The following is a 22,801-nucleotide window of genomic DNA, read 5'->3' as shown; positions in this document are numbered from 1 at the left end:
GCCCGGTCACGCCGGTGCCTCTCCGGCGCGGTCGGTGTTGGTGTCGTTGTCCTCGGCGGCGGCGAGCTGGCCACACGCGCCGTCGATCTCGCGACCTCGGGTGTCCCGAACGGTGGTGGACACCCCGGCGTCGCGCAACCGCCGGACGAACTCCCGCTCAACCGGCTTCGGGCTCGCGTCCCAGCGGCTGCCCGGCGTCGGATTGAGCGGGATGAGGTTCACGTGGGCCAACTTGCCGGCCAGCAGCCGCCCGAGCAGGTCAGCTCGCCACGGCTGGTCGTTCACGTCCTTGATCATCGCGTACTCGATCGACACGCGACGGCCCGTCCGGGCGGCGTAGTCCCACGCTGCGTCCAGCACCTCGGCTACCTTCCAGCGCTGGTTTACCGGCACGAGTTCGTCGCGCAGATCATCATCGGGGGCGTGCAACGACAACGCAAGGGTCACTGAGAGGTCTTCGCTGGCCAGTCGGCGGATGGCCGGAACCAGGCCGACCGTGGAAACGGTGATGTGCCGCTGCGACAGGCCGAGCCCCTCCGGAGCCGGGCTGACCAGGCGGCGGATCGCCGCGATCACCCGAGAGTAGTTGGCCAGTGGCTCGCCCATGCCCATGAAGACGACGTGCGACAGCCGCGGCGGGGAGCCGGCGACCGCACCGGAGGCCGCCACCCCGGCCAGGTACACCGCCTGGTCGACGATCTCGGCGGTGGACAGGTTGCGGGTCAGCCCGGCCTGGCCGGTCGCGCAGAACGGGCAGGCCATGCCGCAGCCCGCCTGGCTGGAGATGCAGACGGTGACCCGGTCCGGGTAGCCCATCAGCACGCTCTCCACCAACGCGCCGTCGTGCAGCCGCCAGAGCGCCTTGCGCGTCGCGCCGTCGTCACAGGCCAGCTCGCGGACCGGTGTGAGCAGCGTGGGCAGCAGCTGGTCGGCCAGCCGGTCACGGGTCGCCGCGGGCAGGTCGGTCATCGCCTGCGGGTCGCGGACCAGCCGCCCGAAGTAGTGGGTGGAGACCTGCTTGGCGCGGAACGCCGGCTCACCCAACCCGGTGACCAGCGCCTGGCGGCCGGCAAGGTCGAGGTCAGCGAGGTGCTGCGGTGGCATGGAGGCCCGGCGTGCGGCGGGGGCGTCCGAGGTGGCGGGGATCAACGGCAGGCTCGTCATGGCTGGTCCAGTGTGTCACGCCTTCGGCGGCACGTACCCGTCCGGAGGTGTCGAACCGGCCCCGACCGCCGGGTCGGGATGACCGGGGCGCCGTGATCCATGCCTCAGTTCACCATCGGCACGAAGATCGCCAGCAGCAGGTACGCCGTCGGCACCGCGAACAGGATCGAGTCCAGCCGGTCCATCAGGCCGCCGTGGCCCGGCAGCAGGTTACTCATGTCCTTGACCCCGAGATCCCTCTTGATCATCGACTCGGCCAGATCGCCCAGGACCGCCGCGCAGGAGACCGCCAGCCCGAACAGCGCACCCCACCAGGGGGCCAGGTCGAACATCAGCCAGAGCAGCAGGGCGCTGCCCAGCGCCGCTGCGGTGACCGAGCCGGCGAAGCCCTCCCAGGACTTCTTCGGGCTCACCGACGGCGCCATCGGGTGACGACCGAAGGAGACGCCGGCCGCGTACCCGCCGGTGTCGGAGAGGACCACCGCGATCAACGTGGCCAGGATGCGCAGCGGACCGTCGTCGGGGGCCGCCGCCAGCAGCGCCGCGAACCCGCCGAGGAACGGCACGTAGACGGCGATCAGGGTGGCCGCGGTCAGGTCCCGCTGGAAACCGCCCGGGCCGTCGCCCAGCCGCCAGATCATGGTGCCCAGAACCGTCACCAGCAGGCCCAGGCTGAGCGCGTCCGGGCCGGCGAACCAGGCCAGGCCCACGGTCAGCACGCCACCGGCGATCAGCGGCACCAGCGGCGGGTGGGCGCCGCTGCGCCGGACCGCCCGGGCCATCTCCCAGATGCCGACGGCGATGGCGGCGGCGATCACCGGCAGGAACGCCAACGGGTAGAAGACCAGCGGCACCACGATCAGCGCGCCGAGGCCGAGCCCGACCCCGATGGCCGCCGGCAGGTTGCGGCCGGCCCGCCCGGTCCCCGCCTGCTGGGTGGCCGGTCGGTCGGCACTGGCCCGGCGTCGGCCCCGCGGCCGCCGGCCGGACGGCGGTTCCGACGAGGTCACTTCGTCCTGGTCCGGCGCGAGGTCGGCCCGGATCGGCGCGAGCTGCGCGGTCGGATACCCGGATTCGTCGTCGTAGTCGACCGGACCACTGCGGTCGTCGAAGCGCTCCGGGCCGTCGTACCGGGTCGGGGCGTCGCCGCCAACGGGCGGGCGATCGCCGTACCGGCCGACACGGCCCCGGTCGTCGTACCGGTCGGGCTGGTTCCGGTCGTCCTCGTACCGGTCCCGATCGTCGAAGCGGTCGCGCCGGTCCCGGTCGTCGAAACGGTCCCGGTCATCCGGGCGGACCGTCCGGCCGCGCTCGTCGTACGGGTCCGGCGGGTACGGGTCGGCGTACGGGCGGGTGCGGGGCTCGGCGTACAGCTCAGGGCCCGCGGCCGGACGACTGCTCCACTGGCCCGCTTCGAGCTCCTGCTCGGGCCAGGGCAGGGCCACCGGCCGCTCCGGCCGGTCCCAGCCGCGCGGCTCGCCACTGTAGGGGTCGGGGTGGGTCATCACGCACCGCGACGCGGCACGAGAACCACCACATGACGCAAGACCACAAGCATCCCCTACAGGCGCGACTTTGTTCCTCTGGTTGACCGCCCCGGCGGTCGGTCGATTCCCGGTGTTCACCGCCCGGTGGCCGGGAATCCTGCCGAGCCTACTGCACCCGCCGCCGGGGCGAGGCGGACGATGGCGCCCGCGCGAACTCGCGCGGTCGACGAGCGGGGCGACGGCGGCACCAGCTGCGGACCTCGCCCGTCGACCCCCGACCCGCGCCGGCCGTCGATCCACCGACGCCTATCCGACCGTGGCACCGGGCGAACGGGGGGGACCGACCCGGCCCACCGGTGGTCGGCTGTCAGTGCGCCGGTGCCCGCCGGCGTCGCCACGGGGAAGGGAGCGCTTCGTGCGCAGAATCAGCCTGGCGATGCTGACGATCGCCGCCATCGTCCTGTCGGTGGCCCCACCGGCCGCCGCCGCGACGCCGAGCACCCGCATCACGATCGAGCACCGCGCCAGTGAGTTGTACCCGTACGACCCGACCTACGAGCAGGAGGGTCCCGACTACCCGGCCACGAGGGTCTGGGGCGAGCTCCGGCGCTGCCCGGCCGGCGTCTACAACCTGTCCGCGTCGTTGCACCAGGACGGCCTGCCAACCGTCTGGGCCACCAGCGGGCGCGGCGCCGGGGAGATCACCTGCGACGGCGGCACCGAGAGCCTCTCGATGAGCTTCTACCGGACCGACCCGGTGCTGCACTCCGGTCGGGCCACCGTGCGCTTCGAACTGCACGACGCGTACGTGGGGACGACCCTGACCGAGACGACCCGGACGGTGCGGATCCCGCGCTGACCAGACGGCACGAGGCCCGGCCCCGGATCGGGGTCGGGCCTCGTGACGGCGTCACGCCGGGCGTTGCCGGGTCGGGGGTCAGACCTCCAGCAGCTCGGTCTCCTTGTGCTTGACCAGGTCGTCGATGCTGGCCACGTAGCGCTGGGTCAGGTCGTCCAGCTCCTTCTCGGCGCGGCGACCGTCGTCCTCACCGGCCTCACCGTCCTTGACGATGCGGTCCAGCTCCTCCTTGCCACGGCGGCGGACGTTGCGGATCGCCACCTTGGCCTCCTCGCCCTTGTGCCGGGCCACCTTGATCATGTCGCGGCGGCGCTCCTCGGTCATCTGCGGGAGCAGGATGCGCAGCTGGTTGCCCTCGTTGTTCGGGTTCACGCCGAGGTCCGAGTCGCGGATCGCCTTCTCCATGGCGTTGATCTGCGAGTTGTCGTACGGCTTGATGATCGCCATCCGCGGCTCGGGGATCGCGACGGACGCCATCTGGGTCAGCGGCGTGGGGGTGCCGTAGTAGTCGATGATGACCTTGGAGAACATGGCGGGGTTCGCGCGACCGGTGCGGATGGCCCCGAACTCCTCCTTGGCGTGCTCGACCGCACGCTCCATCTTTTCCTCGGCCTCGAGGAGGGTGTCGTCGATCACCGGTCTCCTCGCCTCCTTCTGTGCTCGTCGTGGGCTCTGCTGAAAGTCGTCAGGACCGCTGCCGCCGTCGCCGGAGGCGGTGGCGCTCAGGCGGTGATCAGGGTGCCGATCTTTTCGCCACCCACCGCGCGGATGATGGTGTCGTCACCCTGCGCGCCGAAGACCAGCATCGGCAGGCCGTTCTCCATGCAGAGGCTGAACGCCGCCGCGTCCGCCACCCGGAGGTTGCGGCGCAACGCCTCGGAGAAGGTGATCGAGTCGAGCTTGCTGGCGGTGGGGTCGATCCGGGGGTCGGCGGTGTAGACACCGTCCACGCCGTTCTTGCTCATCAGCACCACGTCGGCACGGATCTCCAGCGCCCGCTGGGCGGCCACCGTGTCGGTGGAGAAGTACGGCATCCCAGCGCCGGCACCGAAGATGACCACGCGGCCCTTCTCCAGGTGCCGGATCGCCCGCAACGGGATGTACGGCTCGGCGACCTGTGCCATGGTGATGGCGCTCTGCACCCGGGTCTCGATGCCTTCCTTCTCCAGGAAGTCCTGCAGGGCGAGGCAGTTCATCACGGTGCCCAGCATGCCCATGTAGTCGGCGCGGGCCCGGTCCATCCCGCGCTTCTGCAGCTCCGCGCCGCGGAAGAAGTTGCCGCCACCCACCACCACGGAGACCTGCACGCCGCGGCGGACCACGGTGGCGATCTGCCGGGCGATGGCCTGGACGACGTCCGGGTCGACGCCGATCGCGCCGCCACCGAACACCTCACCGGAGAGCTTCAGCACCACCCGGCGGGCGCGTCCGGGCGGCGGCGCCGTCGGATCCTCCACCGCCAGCGTCCGGTCACTCACAACCTGCGTCATCCGCCCCGCCCTTCCCCACGCGCACGCCCCGTGCGGCGCGTACCGCGAACCTGCCGCTGCCGACCTTATGTGACGAGGAGGCCGCGGTGCCTGTCACGTACACCGGCGGCCTCCTCCTCGACGTCTCTGCCCACGGGCGCCAACGGCGCCCGGCGGCGGCTCAGGCCTGGCCGACCTCGAACCGCACGAAGCGGGTGACCTCGATGCCGGCCTCGGCCAGCATCTGCTTCACCGACTTCTTGTTGTCAGCCACGGACGCCTGCTCGACCAGGACGTAGTCCTTGAAGAAGGCGTTCACCCGACCCTCGACGATCTTCGGCAGGGCCGCCTCGGGCTTGTTCTCCTCGCGGGCGGTCTGCTCGGCGATGCGCCGCTCGGACTCGACGACCTCGGCCGGAACCTCGTCCCGGGTGAGGTACTTCGGCCGCATCGCGGCGATCTGCATGGCGACACCACGGGCGTCGGCGTCGCCCGCCTCGTCGCTCTTGCCGGTGTACGACACCAGCACACCGACGGCCGGCGGCAGGTCCTGGGCCTTGCGGTGCAGGTAGACCGCGGTGGTGCCCTCGACCTTGGCGAACCGGTTGAGCACCAGCTTCTCGCCGATCTTGGCGGACTGCTCCTGGATCAGGTCGGCGACGCTCTTGCCGTCCAGCTCGGTGGCGAGCAGCTCCTCGGCGGTGTTCACGCCGGAGCGCTCGCCGTGCTCGACGAGCTGCTGGGCCAGGGCGATGAACGAATCGGTCTTGGCCACGAAGTCGGTCTCGCAGTTGAGCTCGAGCAACGCGCTGCCGGAGTGGGCGACCAGGCCGTTGGCGGCCGTCCGGCCGGCCCGCTTGCCGACGTCCTTGGCGCCCTTGACGCGCAGGATCTCGATGGCCTTGTCGAAGTCGCCCTCGGCCTCGGTCAGCGCCTTCTTGCTGTCCATCATGCCGGCGCCGGTGAGGTCGCGGAGCTTCTTGACGTCCGCGGCGGTGAATTGGGACATGGCTCTCTCTTCGGTGTTGAGACGGCGTGTGGATGGTCAGAGGTGCCGGTTACCCGGATCCGGGCTGATCGTGCCCGGCGTACCGTCGCCGCCCGCCGTCCGTCCGGAAAAACGGACGGCGGGGCAGCAACGGTGCGGTCACTCCGCGGCGGCGGTCGCCGGCTGCTCGGTGGCGGCCGGTGCCGGCTGCTCAGCGGCGGCCTGCGCCGGCTGCTCGGCCGGAGCGGCCGACTCGTCGGCCTTCTTCGGCTGCTCGAGCAGCTCGCGCTCCCACTCGGCCAGCGGCTCGTCGCTGGCGACACCCGGCTCGGGCTTCTCGTCGGTGCCCCGGCGGCGGCCGGAACGCGCGATGAGACCGTCCGCGACGGCGGCGGCGACGACCCTGGTCAGCAGCTCGGCCGAGCGGATCGCGTCGTCGTTGCCCGGGATCGGGAAGTCGACCTCGTCCGGGTCGCAGTTGGTGTCGAGCACCGCGATCACCGGGATGCCCAGCTTGCGGGCCTCGTCGACGGCGATGTGCTCCTTCTTGGTGTCGACGATCCAGACTGCGGCCGGCAGCTTCTGCATGTCCCGCAGACCACCCAGCGTGCGGGTCAGCTTGATCTTCTCGCGGGAGAGCTGCAGGGTCTCCTTCTTGGTGTACCCGGCGGCGGTGCCGCTCAGGTCACCGAGGGCCTCCAGCTCCTTCATCCGCTGAAGGCGCTTGTACACCGTCTGGAAGTTGGTCAGCATGCCACCGAGCCAGCGGTGGTTGACGTACGGCTGGCCGACGCGGGTCGCCTGCTCGGAGATCGCCTCCTGAGCCTGCTTCTTGGTGCCGACGAAGAGGATGCTGCCACCCTCGGCGACGGTGCCACGCACGAACTCGTACGCCTTCTCGATGTAGTCGAGGGTCTGGCGCAGGTCAATGATGTAGATGCCGTTGCGCTCGGTCATGATGAAGCGCTTCATCTTCGGGTTCCAGCGCCGGGTCTGGTGCCCGAAGTGGACACCGCTCTCCAACAGCTGGCGCATGGTCACGACGGCCATGGTGGGGTACTCCTCAAGATCCCTGGTTGTCACGCCCGGCCGGTGGCCGGGCGTCCTGGCGCCTGGTCGCCGGCCATGGTGTTCCCGACCAAGATCGGGACCAGGGAGGCCGTCGCCCCACGACGATTCGTGGAGAGGGCGCGCGAGGTCGACCGCACGAGGCGGTCGCCAGTTGGCCAGTGTACGCCCCTGTCCGCCCGCCGGGCTGCCGGGTTCGCGCCGCCACCCGCCTCGGCGGCTCAGCCGACGGTGAGCGGCAGCCCTGGGTCCCGGCTCAGCCGGCGGCGAGCGCGGCGGCGACGAAGAGCACCAGGCCGACGGTCAGGTAGGCCGTCGGAGGGCGCAGCCAACCCCGACCGCCATCGGAGAGGGCCAGCCCGCCGGTTCGTAGCCCATACAACCCCGTTGCGAAGATCGGCAGCCCGGCGACCAGGAAGATGCCCACCACCACATTCCCGGCGGACAGCGGATCGCTGGTCACCCCGTCGAGCAGCACCCGCAGCGCCGGGATCTCGAAGATCAGCACCAGCAGGGCGAAGAGCACCGCCAGCGCCGGCCGGCGGGTGCGGTAGACGCCATCGGCCGCTGGCGGGTACACCGACGGCTCCCCCGCGGGCAGCTCACCGCCCCGGGGACCGACGGACGGCATCGGGCCGGTCGGCATCTCCAGCGGGTGCGGCTGGTCGCCGCCACGCGCCGGTTCGACGATCGGGTACCCGCTGAGCGGGGCGGGACGAGTCTGGTCGGCGAGCACACCGGCCGGCGGATCTCCGGCGGACGTCGCCTCGCGGACGCCGGTCAACGGCATCGGCTCCCGGGCGGCGGTCAGCGGCGAGCCCGTCGACGCCGCATCCCGGGCGGCCCGGCGACCGGGCAGCTCACCGGAGACCTCCGAGGGGTCCCGGTCCTCCGCCCGCCGGGAGCGGGCAGCCCGGTAGCCATCGGCCTCGGGCTCGACCGCCCCGAACCGTCCGGAGTCAGGCCCGGACGTACCGAAGCGGCCAGCCTGGGCGTCGACGGTGCCGAAGCGCCCGGAGTCCGATTCCCCGAGCCGGTCGGGCACCGCGGCGAACCGGCCGGAGTCGCTCTCGGGCGGCGTCAGGTCGGTCCCGGTCGAGTCGAGCCGGGCCGACTCCCGGCGCCGACCGGCGCCGGTGTCCTCGCCGTAGCGGCCCTCGTCGGCGCCGCGCTGATCGGGAATTTGGACCTCGTCGTCCCGATACCGCGGTTCGCCCGCACCACGCCACTCCGACTCGCCGTAGCCGCGACCCCGCTCATCGGGGTACCAGCGCGACTCCTGATCTTCCGGAAAGCTCCGTCGTCCGTCCACGTCCGGCACCGTATGCGACGGACTCCCGCCGCGCCATTTCAGCCCGGCGGGGGACGGCCGACCTCAAGCGGAAGCGGCGCGCGCCCGGGTCAGGCGGCGCGGGCCCGGCTCGCCGGGCTGGCGACAGCGAGTACCGCAGATCATCCGCCGGCCCGGCTTTCCCGAGCCGCTCGCCCGCCTCATCCAAGTGGGTGCGGCACAACGGGCCACCACGCCCGACCGACGGCAACGAAGCCCGCTGATCCGACCTTTCGATGCAGCGAGGACGCCCGCCGGCGCCGGCGCATGATGCGGGAACGACGGCATCCACCATTGTGAGCGCTATACCTCAGAGTCATATCTATGACTCTGAGGTATAGCGGGTTCACCCCCATACCCTCCGCGAGGGCCTGCAACGACCGGGAGCGACACGGCGCTCGTGGACCTGGCGAGGCTGGCGGGGTTGGGCGCGAGCGTGGGGGGTTGGGTCTCGGCTGTCTGAGTCGAGGGTGAGGTTGAGGATCTGCAGTCCGGTGACGGGCTGAAGCAGGGTGTGCGCGATTCCGCTGTGGCGAAGCTGCGGCGTGACGTAGAGGTCGCGGGTCGACCAGGCGGTGCCCAGCGTCAGTGACGCCAGCATCGCCGTTGTGGTGCAGCCGCAGGGGCGGTCCGCCCTAGCACAGGGCGGGGTTGATCGTTTGGTCGTCCACAGGACACCCGTCGTCCACAGCCGGCCGCCGCAGGGGTCGCGGCGGTCGGGCCTCGGCGGGCACCGTGCCGACCATGAGAAGCGGAACCAGGCAGCCGGCGCGTACGGCGAGCGCTGTGCGACCCGGCACCTGATCGGGGCGGGGCTGCGCCCGGTCGCCCGGAACTGGCGCTGCCTGGACGGGGAAATCGACATCATCGCCTGGGACGGGCCTGTGCTCGCCTTCTGCGAGGTGAAGACGCGCCGGGGCGACAGCTTCGGCACCCCGGCCGAGGCGGTCGTGCCCGCCAAGGCACGGCGGCTGCGCGGGCTCGCCGCGCGCTGGCTGGCCGAGACCGGGACGACCGCCGAGGAGGTGCGGTTCGACGTGCTCTCGGTGCGGTTGCCCGACGCAGGTCGGGCCCAGGTCGACCACCTCAAGGGCGCGTTCTGAGATGCGCGCTCCGGGCGGTCGAGCGGTTGGCGCAGGCGGTGACGCCCCAGGCGCTACGGCCGATCGTCTCCTCCGCGACGGCCGGGCCGAGCACGTTCACGCCGCCAGCGAGGGCCGCGTTGAGGATCATGAAGCCGAGCACCACCCAGACCCAGGTCCGCGCGGTGAATTCCGTCCAGCCCTCCCGGAGGTCGGCGACGATGCTCGTGCGGGTGCTCTTCGCCGGCGAGGCAGCGACCCGGACTCCGGTAAACGCGACAGCCGCGATAGCGAAGGTGAGCGCGTCGATGGCGAGGCCCCACCCCGGGCCGACGGCGGCCACCAGGAGGCCGCCGAGCGCGGCCCCGCCGATCATGGCCGCGTTGATGCCGAGCCGGATGAGCGCGTTGGCCGGCTTGATCAGCTCCGGCGGCACGGTCTGCGGCGTCGCGGCGGTTGAGGCTGGCTGGGACAGGGCGCTCACGATGCCGTTGGCCGCACCGAGCGCCAGCAGCAGCGGGATCGTTGCCGTGCCGGTGAGCACCAGTGCGGCCACCGCCGCCTGGGTCAGTGCACCCAACACATTGGAGCCGACCAGAACCAGCCGGAGCGTAATTCGGTCGGCCACCACCCCGCCGATGAGCACGAACAGCACGTTCGTCAGCGATCGCGCACCGACCACCAGGCCCAGGTCGCGCACCGAGCCGGTCAGATAACGCCGCGGGGGCCCGGAAACACCGAAGACCCCGCGGGCGCTACCGCGGTCAGTGCGTGGGCTCGGCCACGATCAGCTGGAACTTCTCGAAGGTCACCTTGACGGTGTTGTGCTGGGCGTCGACGGTGCCCAGCGAGATGCCGTTGAACGGGTCGGTCAGGCGGTACCGGCCCTTGCCCAGGCCGCGCAGCTCGACGGTGCCGTCCCACTGGTCGGCGTAGAAGGCGTAGTGCAGGGTCCGCTCCTTGCTTACGACATGGGCCTCGGGCTTGTCGAAGCCGATGTCGTAGAGCTCGCCCCGGTACTCGCCGGTGGGCAACATGTTCTTGTCGTACAGCCGCACCCACTTGCGCCAGAGGACCTCCTTTTCCGGCGTGAGCAGGGTGTCGTTGTCCGGGCCCGTCGGGTAGGTGAACTTGGTCGACAGGACGCCGCCGACGCCGTACGTGGACGCGAAGTCGTCGCCGTTGTCGCTGAGTTCGACGTGGTCGCCGGCGTAGCTGGCGCCGTGGCCCATCATCGCGTGCATGGTCTTGCCCTTGCTCCGGACCTGGTACGACGACGTCGGGTCCGAGCCCGGGTATTGGTCGACGTAGGGCAGGTTGTGGAAGGCGAAGGCGGTGCCGCAGGGGCACAGCTCGACGACGGCGTTGCGGTTGGCCTTGTGCGCGGCGTCGTACACCGCCTTCCAGAACTGCGCCAGGCCCTCGGTCGACTCCTCGGGGCGGGCGTGCCCGTGCGCCGGGTTGTAGCAGGGCGTGACCCCGTTGAGGTGCTGGCCATCGATCTTGAGCCCCTCGTAGCCCCACTCACCGATGAACTTCCTGGCCTGCGCGGCGAAGTAGTCGACGACGGGCTGGTACGCCGGGCACAGCGTCCAGGCGTTCCACCACGTCACCCGCTGCATCTGGCCGTTGCTGTCCAGCAGGAGCATGTCGGGGCGGTTCTGGAACAGGTTGCTCTCCGGGTCCGCCGCCAGCGGCGCCCACCACAGCCGCGGCCGTAGGCCGGCGTCCCGGATCTGCTTGGTGAAGGCCTTCATGTCGGCCTCACCGCGCGGGAACTTCGCCAGGTTGATGTCCCAGTCGCCCTCGTTGGTCTGCCAGCCGTCGTCGAGCCCGGCCCACTTGAGGCCGACCTCGCGCACCTTCGGCAGCGTCGCGACGACCTGCTCGACGGTGAAGTCGCGCTCGTAACCCCAGGCGCACCAGATCGTCTCGAAGCTCGACTTCGGCGACTTGGGCGCGCGCTGGCCGATGTCGCTCATGTAGTCGCGGTAGCGCTGGAGCGGCACGAAGTGGTCGCCCGCGTGGGCCGTCAGGAACGTGGTGTCGGTGGTCAGCGGCTCGCCTGGCTTGAGGGTGCGGACGACGTCGCCCTCGACGGCGATGCTCGCGCCGTTGGCCGACTTTCGCACCGGCAGGCGCAGGATTCGCGCCACGGGCTCGACGTGCCCGACGGAGATGCCGCCGTCCGGACGCCAGACGGAGGCCATCGGCGTGCCACCGCCGTAGTCGGAGGAGTCCATGCCCAGCGAGTTCTTTTGGTCGAACGTGGCCGTCACCGGCCGCACCCAGTCGCGCCGGTTCCGGTAGGTGGTGCCCGAGAAGGTGTAGAAGCCGTCGGACTTCTCCAGGACCTCGTGCGCGCCGCTGCGCCAGCCCGTGACGTTGAGGTCGGCGCGGGACCGGTTGGTGTAGGTCACCTGCATGACGACCATGCCGGTCAGGCGCTGGAAGGAGGTCAGCTCCACCGTCTTCCGCACGCCGTTCGCGGAGTCGCCCCAGACGGTCACCTGGACGCCCGCGCCGTGCCGGGAATGCTTGGTCTTGCGGGTGTCGTGGCCGCGGTAGGCGAAGTCGCCGACGGTCGTGTCGCCCAGGAGCAGTGCCTCGCTGGCGTCGAAGCGGGTGATGTCGACGCCCTTGAGGGCCACCCGGGTGTGCAGTTTGTCGTCGAACTCCACGGTGATGGAGGTGTCGCCGACCCCGACGACATCGTGGTCATGCTTCGGTTTCGCGGCCGCCGGCGTGGCGCCCACACCCACGGCGGGGAGGGCGGCCAAACCGGCGCCCCCCAGTGCCAACTTCAGTACGGTCCGCCGCTTCATGTCGGTCATGTCGCACTCCCTTTCGGGTTCGTTGCGCAGCTTTGAGGACCAGGCCAGCCATTGCTCGTCGCGGTGAATTGTCAAGATCAAGCGGGGTGGTCTGTTCGACGAACGTAAGTGGCATGTTAATGGCTTGTCAATGGTCTGTGTCCGGTTGTTTTCTGGTATGGCCGCTGACTGGTATGGTCGACCGGTATGACCGTTGCGACGACGCGCACGCCGCGTCGCCTGTACGCCGACGAGGCGCTCCCGCTCTACGAGCGCACCGCAGCCCAGCTCCTCGTCGATTTGCGCGCCAACGCCGCCCGCGTCGGCGACCGGCTGCCCTCCGAGCGGGCCCTGGCGACCCGCTACGCCGTATCCCGCGTGACGCTACGCGCCGCCCTCGCCGACCTGGAGTCGCGTGGCATCGTGCGGCCGGCGTCCTCACGCGGCTGGTTCGTCGGCGACCTCGACCCTGACCCGGCCCCGGCCCCGGCGGCGCCCACCGCCGCCGCGCCCCAGCTGCAGGTGCAGGGCCTCGCCGACTTCGCCCGCGTTAACGGTCTGACGCCGAGCAGCCGCGTGCTCTCCGCCGCGGTCCGCCCGGCGACGGTGTCCGAGGCCGAGGAGCTGCGTATCGCACCGGGCGCCGATCTCTTCGAGCTGCACCGGTTGCGCTTCCTCGACGATCTGCTCGTCGCGTTCGAACACAACCGGCTGCCGCTGGCCGCCTGCCCGGCCCTGGCCGAGACCGACTTCAACAGCGCTTCGCTGTACGCCACCCTGCGCGCGGCGGACCCGCCACAGCTCCCCCGGGTCGCGGACTACTCGGTCGAGGCCCGGCACCCGACGCCGCGGGAGATCGAGCTGTTCGGGATCGGTGACACCATGCCGATGCTCGTCGCCACTCAGCTCACGTTCAACCAGGCCGGCCGCCCGATCGAGCTGACCGTCCAGGTCTATCGGGGCGACCGCTACCGCTTCCGGGCCACCATCACCAACCGGCCCTGAGTCAGTCGGTGATCGATCCGCGGAACCGGTACCGGTCACCGCGGTAGACCTGGACAGTCAGCTCGATCGGCTGGCCGTCCTGGTTGAAGCTCAGCTGGGTCGCCACCAGCATGGGCACCGTGCCGTCGACCTCCAGCAGGCGCTGCTCCTCATCGGTCGGCTGTCGCGCCTCCACTGTGTACTGCGCCAGGCGCGGCAGCTGTGGCGGTTTCGCGGCGCGCAGGGTCGCGTACAGCGAGGCGGTGGTGAAGTCGGTGGTGGCCAGGGCCGGGCAGATGGCCAGCGGCAGCCGGTTGTACTCCAGCACCACGATCAGGTCGTTGAGGTAGCGCAGCCGCCGCATCTCGAACAGGTCGGCGCCGGGCGCGATGCGCAGCGTCTCGGACTCCGCGACCGTGCAGGGCCGCACCCCGGACTCCAGGACCACCGCGCGGGTGGTCAGGCCGTGCGCCGCCGCGTAGTCGGCGAAGCCCTGCACGACGTGCCCGGACGGCCGGCCGTCGCCGGGCTGCGGCGTGCCGCCGTCGCTGGCCGTCAGGTCGGTGAGAAACCAACCGCGGGCCGGCGAGGGCGTGATGACGCCCTGCTCGGCGAGCTGGGTCAGCGCCGCCCGCAGCGTGGACCGGGAGACGCGGTAGTGCTCCGACAGGACGCGTTCGGACGGCAGCCGGTCGCCTGGGCGGAAACCGCCGGCGACCAGGTCGTCGACCAGTCGCGTGGCGGTGCGTCCGTAGAGCAGTGCCGACGAGCTGGTGGGAAGGGCCTGGGGCAGTACGGGCTCACGGGGAACGGCCATGGCGGCAACCATACCGGATTACATACCATCTAGACAGTGGCCGGCCAGTTCGAATACCAGTAGGGTCCATTTCACCTTGGGTACGGCGAGGAGGAACCGCCCCGTGACTAACCCGCTCGACTCCGTGGTCGCCCGGCACAAACGGGGGGAACCGGTCGGCATCACGTCGATCTGCTCCGCCCATCCGTTGGTCCTGCAGGCCGCGATGGCCCAGGCCTGGGAAGACGGCGACCTCGTGTTGATCGAGGCGACCTCGAACCAAGTCGACCAAACCGGCGGCTATACCGGTATGCGACCGGCGGACTTCCGCGACCTCGTGCACCGGGCCGCCAACGACGCCGGCCTGCCGCGGGAACGGGTCGTGCTCGGCGGCGACCACCTGGGCCCGAACCGGTGGCGCTCGCTGCCGGCCGACCGGGCTATGGCGCACGTCGACGTGCTCGTGGCCGCCTACGTCGAGGCCGGCTTCACCAAGCTTCACCTCGACTGCAGCTACCCGTGCGCGGACGACCGGACGCCGTTGACCGACGAGGTGATGGCCACCCGCGCCGCCCGCATGCTCGCGGTCGCCGAGAAGACCGCCGCCGCGACCGGGCGGGCCGGCACGCTCCGGTACGTCATCGGCACCGAGGTTCCGGTCCCCGGCGGCGCCGAGGAGACCATCGAGGAGCTCCGGCCCACCACCGCCGAGTCGGCCCGCGGCACCCTAGCCCGGCACCGGGCGGCCTTCGCCGCCCAAGGCCTCGCGCACGTCTGGCCCCAGGTGATGGCCCTGGTCGTGCAACCGGGCGTCGAGTTCGACCACCTCCGAGTCGTCGACTACGACCGGGACCGCACCAAGGACCTGCAGCGGGTGCTGGACGACGAGCTGGCGATGGTCTTCGAGGCCCACTCCACGGACTACCAGACCGTCCCGCGGCTCGCCGCCCTGGTCGAGGACCACTGGGCCATGCTCAAGGTCGGGCCCGGCCTGACGTTCGCGCTGCGGGAGGCCCTGTTCGCGCTGGCCGCGATCGAGGCCGAGCTCGTCGCGGACCACGACCGCTCGAGCCTGCCGGAGGTGGTCGAGCGGCGGATGCGCGCCGAGCCCGGGCAGTGGGCGAAGTACTACACCGGCGACGCCGACGAGCAGCGCCTCGCCCGGCGGTTCAGCTACAGCGACCGGATGCGCTACTACTGGCCGGACCCGGAGATCCAGGCCGCCGAGCGGCGTCTGCTGGCCAACCTGACCGGCCGGACGATCCCGCTGCCGCTGCTCAGCCAGTACCTGCCCGACCAGTACCAGCGGGTCCGCGCCGGCGTCCTCGCCGCCCACCCCGTCGACCTCGTCCTCGACCGCATCCGGGACGTCCTGCGCGGCTACCGCCAGGCGACCGCCCCTTCTGAATGGCGACAGGCAGCATGAGCACCCTCCTCGGTTACGACCCCGACCAACTGCGCCGGCTCGGCGCCATCGACACCAGCCGCGAGATCGCGCAACAGCCGGCCGTGTGGCGCGAGATCGGCCGGATGACGGCGGAGGCGGGCGCGGAGACCGACGCGTTCCTCAAGCCGCTGCTCGAACGGCCCGACCTGCGCATCATCCTCACCGGAGCGGGCACCTCCGCGTACGTCGGCGAGGTGTTGGCGCCGTCGCTGCGCCGCCGGCTGGGCCGCCGGGTGGAGGCCCTCGCCGCCACCGACATCGTGGCCGACCCGCTGGCCTGCTTCGCCGAGGACGTGCCGACGCTGCTGGTCTCGTTCGCCCGCTCCGGCGACAGCCCGGAAAGCCTCACCGCGCCCGAGCTGGCCTCCGAGGTGCTGACCGACTGCTGGCACCTGGTGGTGACCTGCAACGCGCAGGGCCGGCTCGCGCGGCAGCACGCCGACCGGTCCAGCTCGTTGGTGGTGCTGCTGCCGGCGGCGGCCAACGACCGGGGCTTCGCGATGACGTCCAGCTTCACCGGCATGGTGCTGGCCGGCCTGCTGACCCTCGGCAGCCCCGACGAGGATCTGGTGGAGCGCCTGGCCGCCGCGGCCGAGCAGGTCCTGGCCACCCGGCCGGCCGCGACGGCCGACCTCGCCGCCCGCGGTTACGACCGGATCGTCTACCTCGGCAGCGGCACCCTGCAGGGCCTAGCCCGGGAATCGGCCCTGAAGGTGCTGGAGCTGACTGCCGGCGGAGCGGTGGCGCTGTCCGAGTCCGCGCTGGCCTTCCGGCACGGCCCGAAATCCGTGCTCAACGAAGCGACCCTGGTCGTCAGCTACGAGTCCAACGACCCCTACACCAGCCAGTACGACCGCGACATGGTCGCCGAACTGCTGCGGGTCATCCCGGAGCGGAACCTCGTCACCGTCACCGCCCACGCCGGCCGGCCGGACGCGTGGACGCTGCCCGGCATCGACGACGTGGACGACGCCGCCCTGGCGCTGCCCGCCGTGATCTGCGCCCAGCTGATCGGCCTGCACTTTTCCCTGGCGCTCGGGTGCACACCCGACAACCCCTTCCCCGGCGGCGAGGTCAACCGGGTCGTCCAGGGCGCGATCATGCACCCGCTGCACACCCTGCACGCGAACCGGAGGTGAGAGACATGTTCCTCGGCGTGGACGGCGGCGGCACCAAGACCGCCTTCTGCCTGCTGCGGCCGGACGGCTCGATCGCGGCTGAGAGCACGGCCCCGAGCAGCTACTACTTCAGCGAAGGCATCGACCTGGTGACCCGGGTCCTCAAGGAGGGCATCGGCGCCGTCTGCGCCACGGCCGGCATCACCCCCGCCGGCATCGACTTCGCGTTCTTCGGGATACCGACCTACGGCGAGGTCAGCGGCGACGTCGCGACCCTCGAGGCGGCGCCGCGGGGAATCCTCGGCCATGACCGGTACCGGGTCGACAACGACATGGTCTGCGGCTGGTCCGGATCGCTGGGTGCCGCGGACGGGATCAACGTCATCAGCGGCACCGGATCGATGACGTACGGCGAGCGGGCCGGTCGCGGCCACCGCGTCGGCGGCTGGAGCGAGCTGTTCGGCGACGAGGGCTCGGCGTACTGGATCGCGGCCCGCGGCCTGCAGGCGTTCTCCCGCATGAGCGACGGGCGCGCGCCGGCCGGCCCGCTCCTGGACGTCCTGCGCGAGCACCTGGAGCTGTCTGCCGACCTGGACCTGATCGACGTGGTGCTCAACCGGTGGCAGGGCGACCGCGGCCAGATCGCGGGCCTGTGCCCACAGGTCATCACCGCCGCCGACCGGGGCGACGAGGCCGCGGCCGCGGTCCTGCGCGAGGCCGCCCGGGAGCTCGCCCTTCTGGTGGACACGACTCGTAGCCAGCTCGGCTACGGCGCCGACGAGCAGGTGTTGGTCTCCTACTCCGGCGGCACGTTCAACGCGACACAGGTGCGCGAGGAGTTCCGGGCGCATCTGCACAAGCTGCACGACCGGTACGACCTTCGTCAGCCCCTGTATTCACCGGTCGTCGGAGCGGCGCTCTATGCCGCGAAACAGGCCCGCAGCCCGCTCGGCGCCGACGCGCTCGAGCGGCTCCGGACCACCCCCACCGCCACCGCTGCCTGAGGAGGCGCTAGATGCCAACGACTATTTCCCGCATCGGCCGGAGCTGGATCCCGTACGCGGGACTGCTCGTGCTGTTCTGGGGCGTCTGGGGAGCTTTCTCCGCCGTCCCGACCAGCGACTACGGCTACCCCGACGGCATGGTTTACGTCGTCTGGTCGATCACCATGATCATTCCCGCCATCGCGGCGCTGCGCGGCGCTCGGGTCGATCGCCGCCCGGTCGCGACCGTGTACGGGCTGCTCGTCGGCCTGACCGGCGCCGGCGGCCAGCTCCTGCTGTTCAAGGCGCTCACCATCGGCCCGGCGTACCTCATCTTCCCGTTGATCGCGCTCTCCCCCGCGATCACCGTGCTGATGGCCATGCTGCTGCTGCGTGAACGCATCCCGCGGCTCGCCGTGATCGGCGCGATCGCCGCGCTGGTCGCCGTGGTGCTCTTCAGCGTCAGCGACGGCGACGGCTCCGCCACCGGTGGGCCGTGGCTGCTGCTGGCCATCGTGGTCTGCGTCGCCTGGGGCGTGCAGGCGTACTTCATGCGCAAGGCGGCGACCGAAGGCGTCAACGACGCCACCACCTTCCTGTGGATGACGATCAGCGGCCTGCTGCTGGCGCCGATCGCCATCTGGATGGCCGGCGGCCTCGCCCTGGACGCGCCGTGGCAGGCACCGACCCTCGCCGCGGTGACCCAGGTGCTCAACGCCGTCGGCGCGCTGTTCCTGGTGATGGCGTTCAGCCGCGGCAAGGCCTCGATCGTGGCGCCCACGACCAACGCCCTCGCGCCGGTGCTGACCGTGATCCTCTCGCTGATGGTCTACCAGAAGGTCCCGTCGGCCTACGCCACGATCGGCATCGTGCTGGCCATCGTCGGTTCGACCCTGATGGTTTACGCGGACGAGAAGCGCGGCGAGGCCGCGGCGGCGAACGTGACCGGCCCGGCCAGCCGCGACCGCGACGCCACGCCGGACGTCGCCGTGCCGTAACCCCTGGATCCACCCGGCGGCCGCCGGTCCGGGCCGACCCCGGACCGGCGGCCGCGTCGCTGTTGCTAGCGTGCGATCTTGTGAATGCACCGGCCCGTCGCCGCACAACACTGCGTCGGCCAGCTGTTGGAACTGACCCATCTGGCGCTGATCTCCTACCAACTGCGCGACACCGGTGAAGTCGTCCCGCTGCTGCAGATCGTCCCGTCGAAGTCGAACAGCGAGCGGCTGTTGCTCGTCACGCCGGAGCTCGCCAGCGTCCTGGCCACGATCATCAAGAGGATCCGAGACCCGCAGACCGGGCGGATCCCGCTCGTCGCCCGCTATGACCCGCACGAACGCACAACCGGGCCGATGCTTCCCCACCTCTTCCAGCACGTTCTCGGCTGGCGCCGCGAGGTGATCAGCCAGCGCCTCGTTCAGCGGAATCTCAACGACATCCTCGGCCTCGCCGGACTCACTGACGCCGCCGGCAAGCCGCTCCGCTACACCCCGCACGACTTCCGGAGGATGTTCGTCACCGAGGCCGTCGCCGGCGGTCTGCCGGTCCACATCGCGGCCCGGCTGCTCGGTCACGCAAATCTCAACACCACCCAGGCCTATCTCGCGGTCTTCCAGGACGACCTGATCCGCTCCTACCGCGCGTTCGTCGCCGAACGGCGAGCCCTGCGCCCGGCCGCCGAATACCGGGACCCCACGGACGCGGAGTGGGAGGAGTTCCAACAGCACTTCCAGCTCCGAAAGCTCGAACTCGGCACCTGCGGCCGGCCCTACGGCACCCCCTGCAACCACGAGCACGCCTGCATCCGCTGCCCGATGCTCCGCGTCGACCCGGACCAACGCCACCGCCTCGTCGAAATCGCGACCAACCTCGAAGGGCGCATCGCCGAGGCCCACGAGAACGGGTGGCTCGGCGAGGTCCAAGGGCTCCAGGTCAGCCTCGAGGCCGCCCGCTCGAAGCTGGGCGCGCTCGACCGGCAATCGTCCACCGGACCGGTGAACCTCGGACTTCCCATCCTCCGGGACCCCGGCTAAGAGCGACCGGCGATAGGCGTTATTTGAGTCGGCGGGTGGTGGGTCGGGTGTCCCAGCGGTAGAGGGTGCGGGCTCGTTGGATGAGTTGACGGATGGTGACGATCGTCGCGGCCAGGTACAGGTAGAGGTCGATGATCTGGGCGTCGCGGTCGGTGCAGCGGCGGATCTTGCCGAAGCCGTTCATCCAGGAGTTGGTTCTCTCCACGACCCAGCGTTTGCCGATTTGGACTGGGGTGGGTATGCCCTTGCGGGCGATCTCGGCGTCGAAGCCGATCTCTTCGAGCAGGTCACGGGTTCGGTTGCTGTCGTAGCCGCGGTCCAGGTGCGCGGTGACCTGCTCGGGCCAGTGGTGCCGCAGTTGGGTGCTGCATGCTGTGAAGGTGTCGCGTAGCAGCGGGGAGTCGTGCCGGTTGGCGGGCGCGCTGGTGATTCCGAGCGGGATGCCGTAGCCGTCGACGCCGGTCGAGCGTTTCATGCCGCCTTTGCCGCGGTCGACCGGGGACCGGCCGGCCCGGTCCCCGCCGCACGGGGCCTTCGTGATGGCGCCGTCGGCGCTGACGTCGGCCAGGTCCAGCCCGATCATGCGGTCGTAGGCATCCAGGGCGAGCTCATGAAGCTGTTCGCCCAGGCCGGCCTGGGCCCACGACCGCAGACGCCGGCGGATCGTGCGGTCCGAGCAGGCATCCGACGCGACGCGCTCATAGCCCGAGCCGTGTACCAAAGCGGCGATGACGTGCTCGAACACGACCCGGTCAGGGATCCGGCGCCGATGGCAGCCCAACGGATGTGCTGGATCGAACTCGGGTTGCTCAGGCCAGAGCGCGGCGAACTGGACCCAGACAGGTTCGAACAACGAAGATGGCAACGCAGGCACGGGACTCCATCGGTCACGAAGCGTAGAGAACTCCGATGATCTATGGCCCCGTGCCTGCTTGCTACCCCGAGGGTCCCGTCTGCCCAGATCCTCTACCTACTGCCGGTCGCTCTAAGAGAGACGAGACCACGCACCTCGCGCGCCAGCATCCGGTCGAGACGGTGGTCTTCCCCGAGCACAAGGAGCCGGACCTAGGCCTCGCCCTCGTCGAGGTCGACCTGGTGGGGCCGCCGTGGTTCTGAGCGCGAGTAGCGGTCCCGACTGGGCGCGAGTTTGGGTCCCGGCGTCTTCCGGCGGATTTCATTGGGCGCGAATTTGGGACCCGGGGCGCGTGTACCTCGAGCTCGCCGACGCGACGCCAGCCTGGGCCGCGACGCCGTAGTGGCGTTAGAGTCGCTGGCCATGGAAGTCCTCACCTTCAGCCTCAACCTCACACTGGACGGTTGCGTCGACCATCAGGAGGGGGTCGCCGACGACGAGACGCACGCCTTCTTCACCCGTCTCATGGACGAGTGCGGGGCAATGCTGTGGGGTCGCGTCACCTACGAGATGCTGGAGAGCTACTGGCCGGCCGTCGCCCGCGGCGACGACGAGGCGCCGCCGGCCATGCGCGAGTGGGCGGTCAAGCTGGAGGCCAAACCCAAGTACGTGGTGTCGTCGACGCGCAAGAACTTCCCGTGGACCAACAGCCACCACATCGCCGGCGATCTGCGCGAGGGCGTGCAGAAGCTCAAGGACGCGACCCCGGCCGGGGTCCTCCTCGGAAGCGGCAAGCTCGCGACCGAGCTCGACCGGCTGGACCTGATCGACGAGTACAAGATGCTCGTCCATCCCAGGATCGCCGGCCACGGCCCGACGCTGCACCAGGGCGGGCTGCCCGGCACGCGCCAGCTCGAGCTGCTCTCAGCGGAGCCGCTCCGCAACGGCGCGGTGGCCATGCACTACCGCCGCGCGCGCTGAATCACAGGAGTCCATCGCCGCCAGCTCACCGGCAGCGCGGCGTCCTCCTCGCGCTCGCCGCGCAGCGCCGAACGACTCCTCGAAGGCGAGGACGTCTTCGAAGAGCCGGTCGAGGGCTACGTGGCTCAGCTTGCCCGAGTTCCGCGACCCGCGCATCGATCGTGTCCTCAAGAAGCTCAAGCCCGGAGAGCGGGAAGTCGCTGACCTCTATGCAAGCCACGACGGCATGACCTGGGATCTAGCCGCCGCCGCTGCCGGTCAGCCGCCGGCCTTCGGCGAGCGTGTCCCCAGGAAGTTGAGCCGGTTGGGTGACCAGTTCGCCAGCCGACAGGCTGGCGAACTCCACATCCCCAACACGACGAAGCCGAGGACCAGGCCAGCTTTCGGCTGAGCCCGTCCCACCTGCGACGGAATTCGCCGCTCGCGACCGCGAACGGTCGCGAGCGGCGAATCCCCGGACTTTCTTCTCGCCCGGTTCTCCTGGAGGTTCTCCATGCCCGCGAACGCGGATAGCTCTCGCACGCCCAAAAACCGGAACACGACCCCGAACAAGTCCAACCCCAGCACCAACCTCACGGTGAAAGTCGTTGCCACCGGCGGCTGCAGCACGTTGTTGGTCTCGTCGCTCACCCAAGCGCTGGATCTGGTTCCGGTCAACCTGCAGACCGAGTTCCATGGCGGCCTCGCCCTGGCCGCAGCGCTCGGCCTTGTCTACTTGCTGCTCCCCCACAAAGCGAAGATCACCCTGGAGTGGGAGCGGTAGTCACAGACAGCAACAGAGGCCGGGGCTTACGGCCCCGGCCGGCAAGTCCAGAAAAGTTCCTGATCCGCAACCGAGTCATCGCCGGTGGCACCCTCGGCACCGTCGTGCTGCAGGCGTCCGCGCGTAGAGGCGCGACGCAGACCGCTCGGCGGGCCGTCTACACCGGCCGGGCGGCCATGGTGGTGCCGGGCCGGTGACCTCGGCGATGTCCGTCGCCGCGCACGAACTGCTCCGCGAGTTCCCGAAGGCTCGCCTCGTCACCGGAGTGGCGCACGTACTCGAGGAGGTGGGCCGGATCGGCGCCGACCTGGCGCCGCTGGCCCGGGGCCCGCAGCGACCGGCCGACGCGCTCGACGACGACGCTCGGTCGCTGCTGGAGGCGCTACCTCGCCGGGGCACGCTGGGCGTGGACTGGCTGGCGGCCCCGGCCCGTGTCGACGTACGCACCGCACTGCGCAAACTATCCCTCCTGGAGGAACTGTCCCTGGTGGTCCGCCACGACGACGGCCCCTCGCCTCGCCCGCCCGACAGAAGAGCGGGACGTCCGCCAGCCCGACACCGACTTCACAAGCACCGACCACAC

General features: G+C 70.8%; 21 protein-coding genes and 2 pseudogenes. 12 read left to right on the top strand and 11 right to left on the bottom strand.

The window, feature by feature from the left end; translation table 11 throughout:
- Positions 1-6: 6 nt before the first annotated feature.
- Both rlmN and BUS84_RS30755 read right to left on the bottom strand, forming a co-directional pair.
- Positions 7-1,164 (bottom strand): dual-specificity RNA methyltransferase RlmN, encoded by a 1,158-nt coding sequence (rlmN, locus tag BUS84_RS30760; RefSeq protein WP_074317822.1) that lies wholly within the window; start codon positions 1,162-1,164, stop codon positions 7-9.
- A 104-nt stretch (positions 1,165-1,268) separates the two neighbouring features.
- Positions 1,269-2,669, bottom strand: a complete 1,401-nt coding sequence (locus BUS84_RS30755) for a phosphatidate cytidylyltransferase (protein ID WP_084757647.1) — start codon at positions 2,667-2,669, stop codon at positions 1,269-1,271.
- Between the two features lie 397 nt (positions 2,670-3,066).
- Between BUS84_RS30755 and BUS84_RS30750 the strand changes: the two genes are divergently transcribed.
- The gene (locus BUS84_RS30750) at positions 3,067-3,510 is read left to right on the top strand and encodes a hypothetical protein (RefSeq protein ID WP_074317819.1); all 444 of its coding nucleotides are present in this window, start codon (positions 3,067-3,069) and stop codon (positions 3,508-3,510) included.
- Between the two features lie 78 nt (positions 3,511-3,588).
- On the opposite strand, the gene frr is transcribed toward BUS84_RS30750, so the two are convergent.
- The 5 genes from frr to BUS84_RS30725 form a co-directional block, all read right to left on the bottom strand.
- A complete protein-coding gene (gene frr / locus BUS84_RS30745; RefSeq protein ID WP_074317817.1) occupies positions 3,589-4,146 on the bottom strand; it encodes a ribosome recycling factor in 558 nt (185 codons plus the stop codon).
- A gap of 86 nt (positions 4,147-4,232) precedes the next feature.
- On the bottom strand, positions 4,233-5,000 hold the full coding sequence (gene pyrH / locus BUS84_RS30740; RefSeq protein WP_074317816.1) for a UMP kinase: 768 nt from the start codon (positions 4,998-5,000) through the stop codon (positions 4,233-4,235).
- 160 nt (positions 5,001-5,160) lie between these two features.
- The gene (tsf, locus tag BUS84_RS30735; protein ID WP_074317814.1) at positions 5,161-5,988 is read right to left on the bottom strand and encodes a translation elongation factor Ts; all 828 of its coding nucleotides are present in this window, start codon (positions 5,986-5,988) and stop codon (positions 5,161-5,163) included.
- A 138-nt stretch (positions 5,989-6,126) separates the two neighbouring features.
- Entirely contained in the window at positions 6,127-7,017 is an 891-nt protein-coding gene (rpsB, locus tag BUS84_RS30730; RefSeq protein WP_074317812.1) for a 30S ribosomal protein S2, read from the bottom strand.
- Between the two features lie 274 nt (positions 7,018-7,291).
- Complete coding sequence (locus BUS84_RS30725) at positions 7,292-8,356, bottom strand: hypothetical protein (protein WP_143728575.1); 1,065 nt, start codon at positions 8,354-8,356, stop codon at positions 7,292-7,294.
- 809 nt (positions 8,357-9,165) lie between these two features.
- Between BUS84_RS30725 and BUS84_RS30720 the strand changes: the two genes are divergently transcribed.
- Entirely contained in the window at positions 9,166-9,468 is a 303-nt protein-coding gene (locus BUS84_RS30720) for a YraN family protein (protein WP_244298915.1), read from the top strand.
- Here the strand turns inward: BUS84_RS30720 and BUS84_RS30715 are convergent.
- Positions 9,452-10,186, bottom strand: a pseudogene (locus tag BUS84_RS30715) (MFS transporter); the annotation flags it as partial. The gene BUS84_RS30720 and the pseudogene BUS84_RS30715 sit on opposite strands and share 17 nt — an antisense overlap.
- Before the next feature lie 25 nt (positions 10,187-10,211).
- On the bottom strand, positions 10,212-12,281 hold the full coding sequence (locus BUS84_RS30710) for a glycoside hydrolase family 36 protein (RefSeq protein WP_074317809.1): 2,070 nt from the start codon (positions 12,279-12,281) through the stop codon (positions 10,212-10,214).
- 186 nt (positions 12,282-12,467) lie between these two features.
- On the opposite strand from BUS84_RS30710, the gene BUS84_RS30705 reads away from it, so the two are divergent.
- Positions 12,468-13,265: a GntR family transcriptional regulator gene (locus BUS84_RS30705; RefSeq protein WP_074317807.1), complete on the top strand. Its 798-nt coding sequence runs from the start codon at positions 12,468-12,470 to the stop codon at positions 13,263-13,265.
- Position 13,266: 1 nt separating this feature from the next.
- On the opposite strand, the gene BUS84_RS30700 is transcribed toward BUS84_RS30705, so the two are convergent.
- On the bottom strand, positions 13,267-14,061 hold the full coding sequence (locus BUS84_RS30700) for a GntR family transcriptional regulator (RefSeq protein WP_074317806.1): 795 nt from the start codon (positions 14,059-14,061) through the stop codon (positions 13,267-13,269).
- A gap of 103 nt (positions 14,062-14,164) precedes the next feature.
- On the opposite strand from BUS84_RS30700, the gene BUS84_RS30695 reads away from it, so the two are divergent.
- The 5 genes from BUS84_RS30695 (at position 14,165) to BUS84_RS30675 (ending at position 19,621) form a co-directional block, all read left to right on the top strand.
- Positions 14,165-15,466 (top strand): D-tagatose-bisphosphate aldolase, class II, non-catalytic subunit, encoded by a 1,302-nt coding sequence (locus BUS84_RS30695; RefSeq protein WP_074317804.1) that lies wholly within the window; start codon positions 14,165-14,167, stop codon positions 15,464-15,466.
- Positions 15,463-16,626 (top strand): SIS domain-containing protein, encoded by a 1,164-nt coding sequence (locus BUS84_RS30690; RefSeq protein ID WP_074317803.1) that lies wholly within the window; start codon positions 15,463-15,465, stop codon positions 16,624-16,626. The genes BUS84_RS30695 and BUS84_RS30690 overlap by 4 nt, the downstream gene beginning before the upstream one ends.
- Positions 16,627-16,631: 5 nt before the next feature.
- Entirely contained in the window at positions 16,632-17,609 is a 978-nt protein-coding gene (locus BUS84_RS30685; RefSeq protein ID WP_074317801.1) for an N-acetylglucosamine kinase, read from the top strand.
- Between the two features lie 11 nt (positions 17,610-17,620).
- A complete protein-coding gene (locus BUS84_RS30680) occupies positions 17,621-18,586 on the top strand; it encodes a DMT family transporter (protein ID WP_074317799.1) in 966 nt (321 codons plus the stop codon).
- 84 nt (positions 18,587-18,670) lie between these two features.
- Positions 18,671-19,621 (top strand): tyrosine-type recombinase/integrase, encoded by a 951-nt coding sequence (locus BUS84_RS30675; protein WP_084757644.1) that lies wholly within the window; start codon positions 18,671-18,673, stop codon positions 19,619-19,621.
- A gap of 19 nt (positions 19,622-19,640) precedes the next feature.
- On the opposite strand, the gene BUS84_RS30670 is transcribed toward BUS84_RS30675, so the two are convergent.
- Positions 19,641-20,495, bottom strand: a complete 855-nt coding sequence (locus BUS84_RS30670; RefSeq protein WP_074317797.1) for an IS5 family transposase — start codon at positions 20,493-20,495, stop codon at positions 19,641-19,643.
- 402 nt (positions 20,496-20,897) lie between these two features.
- Here BUS84_RS30670 and BUS84_RS30665 point away from each other — a divergent pair, with 402 nt between their 5' ends.
- From BUS84_RS30665 to BUS84_RS30650, 4 genes and pseudogenes are all read left to right on the top strand, one after another.
- Entirely contained in the window at positions 20,898-21,455 is a 558-nt protein-coding gene (locus BUS84_RS30665; RefSeq protein ID WP_074317795.1) for a dihydrofolate reductase family protein, read from the top strand.
- 130 nt (positions 21,456-21,585) lie between these two features.
- Positions 21,586-21,846 carry a hypothetical protein gene (locus tag BUS84_RS37855; protein WP_143728573.1) on the top strand — a complete coding sequence of 87 codons (261 nt, stop codon included), beginning with the start codon at positions 21,586-21,588 and terminating at the stop codon, positions 21,844-21,846.
- 102 nt (positions 21,847-21,948) lie between these two features.
- Positions 21,949-22,218, top strand: a complete 270-nt coding sequence (locus tag BUS84_RS30655; RefSeq protein WP_143728572.1) for a hypothetical protein — start codon at positions 21,949-21,951, stop codon at positions 22,216-22,218.
- 26 nt (positions 22,219-22,244) lie between these two features.
- Positions 22,245-22,750, top strand: a pseudogene (locus tag BUS84_RS30650) (DNA-processing protein DprA); the annotation flags it as partial.
- Between the last annotated feature and the right edge of the window lie 51 nt (positions 22,751-22,801).

The organism is Micromonospora cremea (assembly GCF_900143515.1).
Classification (GTDB): domain Bacteria; phylum Actinomycetota; class Actinomycetes; order Mycobacteriales; family Micromonosporaceae; genus Micromonospora; species Micromonospora cremea.
Note: the sequence above shows the minus strand (reverse complement) of the source record. Positions and strands in the feature narration are given on the sequence as shown.